Source organism: Hydrogenophaga sp. 2FB (genome assembly GCF_005503365.1).
Classification (GTDB): Bacteria; Pseudomonadota; Gammaproteobacteria; order Burkholderiales; family Burkholderiaceae_C; genus Hydrogenophaga.
This window is the reverse complement of the sequence record NZ_SCML01000117.1, coordinates 1-2,355: the sequence shown is the minus strand read 5'-3', so window position 1 is coordinate 2,355 and position 2,355 is coordinate 1. Positions and strand designations below refer to the sequence as shown.

Below are 2,355 nucleotides of genomic sequence, written 5' to 3'. Positions count from 1 at the left end.
CCAAATCAGCGAGGTACTGGAGCGCATCGACCTGCTTTACACGCTGGACGTTCATAAGCACCTGGCAGACATCCCCGATCTCATCTTGCGCCGCTACGCGCGCCGACTTGTCTCCAGGCCGCCCTCAGCCGGAGCCAAGATCAAAGAGCCAGCGCGCACCGTGGAGGTCGCATGCTTTCTTCGGTATTGCCTGTTCACCACCACAGACCAGTTGATCCTTATGGTGCAGCGCCGGATCGCCGATCTGTGGCGTCAGGCTGCCGCCGATGTCCCCGCTACCGTCAATTGGGCCGCAATGTACAAAACGCTGCTCGGCGAACTTGTTGCCTTGAGCGCGCAAGGTGCGGTGCCAGATGCTGAGTTGCGTGCCCGTCTTGAAGCCTTGATCACCGAAACCCAGAAACGCAAACCACCGAGCAGGGCCTCCCTGGTCCGCGAGGGATTGATTGATGGAATTCGCCCCGTGCGGTCGTTGCTCGTCGCCATTGCAAAGCTGCCCTGGCAGGCCACCGGCGAGCATCCTGCCATCGAGTACCTTGCCAAGCTGCAAGCTTTATATCTCAAAGGATCCAGAAAGCTGCCAGTTGAAGTGGTGGCACCAAGTCTGGGAATGATCTGGCAGGTTTCGATCTCCAGCCCAGACCGGGAACGGGCGTTTCAGGCGTTGGAGGTGGCCACCCTGTTTGCCCTGCGCCGCGCGGTGCGCAATGGCTCGGTCTGGATTGAGCACAGCCTGAGCTTTCGGGGTCGTGCGCGCTTGTTCTTCACGGACGAGCGTTGGCAGGCAGAGTCCAAGAAACACTATGCCCGTCTATCGTTACCCAGCAAGGCTGCCACTTTCTTGAAGCCTTTGCTGGCCAGAGTAACTGCCGGTGTCGATGCGGTGGCCGCTGCAGCCCGCAGTGGCGTACTGCGCGTGGATGATGAACTCCATTTGTCGCCATTGCCCGCAGAGGACGAAGACCCAGAAGTGACCAAGCTGCGCGCGGCTTTGGATCACCGCATCGGTGAGGTTCAATTGCCGGAAGTGATTCTGGCCGTTGACGCCCAGGTGCGCTTTAGCTGGATCATGCTCGGACGTGAGCCGCGCTCTACCGACGAGCTGCTGATGGTCTATGCCGGCATCATGGCCCACGGCACCAGTCTGACTGCGGTCGAATGCGCGCGCATGATTCCGCAATTGTCTGCCACCAGCATTCGCCAGGCCATGCGCTGGGCGCGGGACGAACGGCGTCTGAGCCAGGCCTGCCAGGCTGTGCTGGAATTCATGCAGCGACACCCGATTGCCGCCACCTGGGGGCGGTCCGATTTGGCATCTTCTGACATGATGAGCATGGAGACCACCAAACGGGTGTGGCAAGCCCGGCTTGATCCTCGGCGCAACACACCTTCCATTGGAATCTACTCCCATGTAAAAGACCGGTGGGGCATCTTCCATGCGCAGCCCTTTGTGCTCAATGAGCGCCAGGCGGGCGTGGCCATTGAAGGTGTCATCCGCCAAGAAAAGCTGGAGACCAGCCAGCTTGCTGTGGATACCCATGGCTACACCGACTTTGCCATGTCACATGCCCGTTTGCTTGGTTTTGATCTTTGCCCGCGGTTGAAGGAACTCAAACAGCGCCACCTCTTTGTGCCACGCGGCACCAAAGTGCCCGCAGAAATCGCTGCGGTGTGCGAAGCCAATGTCGACGTCGCTTTGATCGAAAAGCATTGGGATAGTCTGGTGCACCTGGCAGCCTCGGTCATGAGCGGACATGCCAGTGCGGTGGCAGCTCTTGCGCGGTTCGGTTCTGCCGCCCAGGGCGATCCAATCTATGAGGCTGGCGTGCAATTGGGGCGGTTGCTGCGTACGGCGTTTTTGGCTGACTACTTTGTCAAGGACGCTTTCAGGAACGAGTTGCGCCGGGTGCTCAATCGGGGCGAGGCTGTTAACGCCCTCAAGCGCGCCATTTATACCGGCCGGATCAGCCCGGCGCAGGCCAAACGTGTCGATGAAATGCAGGCTGTGGCCGATGCGTTGAGCCTGATGGCCAACATCGTGATGGCGTGGAATACCTCACAGATGCAGGCGGTCCTGGATCGCTGGTCGAACCGCCGCCAGGTCATTCCACCGGAACTGATCGGGAAGATTGCGCCCACCAGGCTGGAGAGCATCAACTTGCGGGGTGTGTTTCGCTTCCCGGTTGACCGCTATGCTGACCAAATCCTGCCTTCGCGGCCAAATGCATCGATAACTGGCACCAATGGATGAAACCGACCACGGTTTGACGCCACGAATCGCAGATTTGAAAGTGAACAGGAAAGTCAATGAAATCAACGATCTACCAACACCACCTCCGCGCCAGTGCTAGCTTT

Annotated in this window: 1 protein-coding gene; it reads left to right on the top strand. The window is 59.3% G+C overall.

Annotated elements, in window-relative coordinates; genetic code table 11:
• A partial coding sequence (locus FFS09_RS30425) for a Tn3-like element IS1071 family transposase (protein WP_137922636.1) occupies window positions 1-2,251 on the top strand: 2,251 nt, incomplete at its 5' end.
• Window positions 2,252-2,355 lie beyond the last annotated feature (104 nt).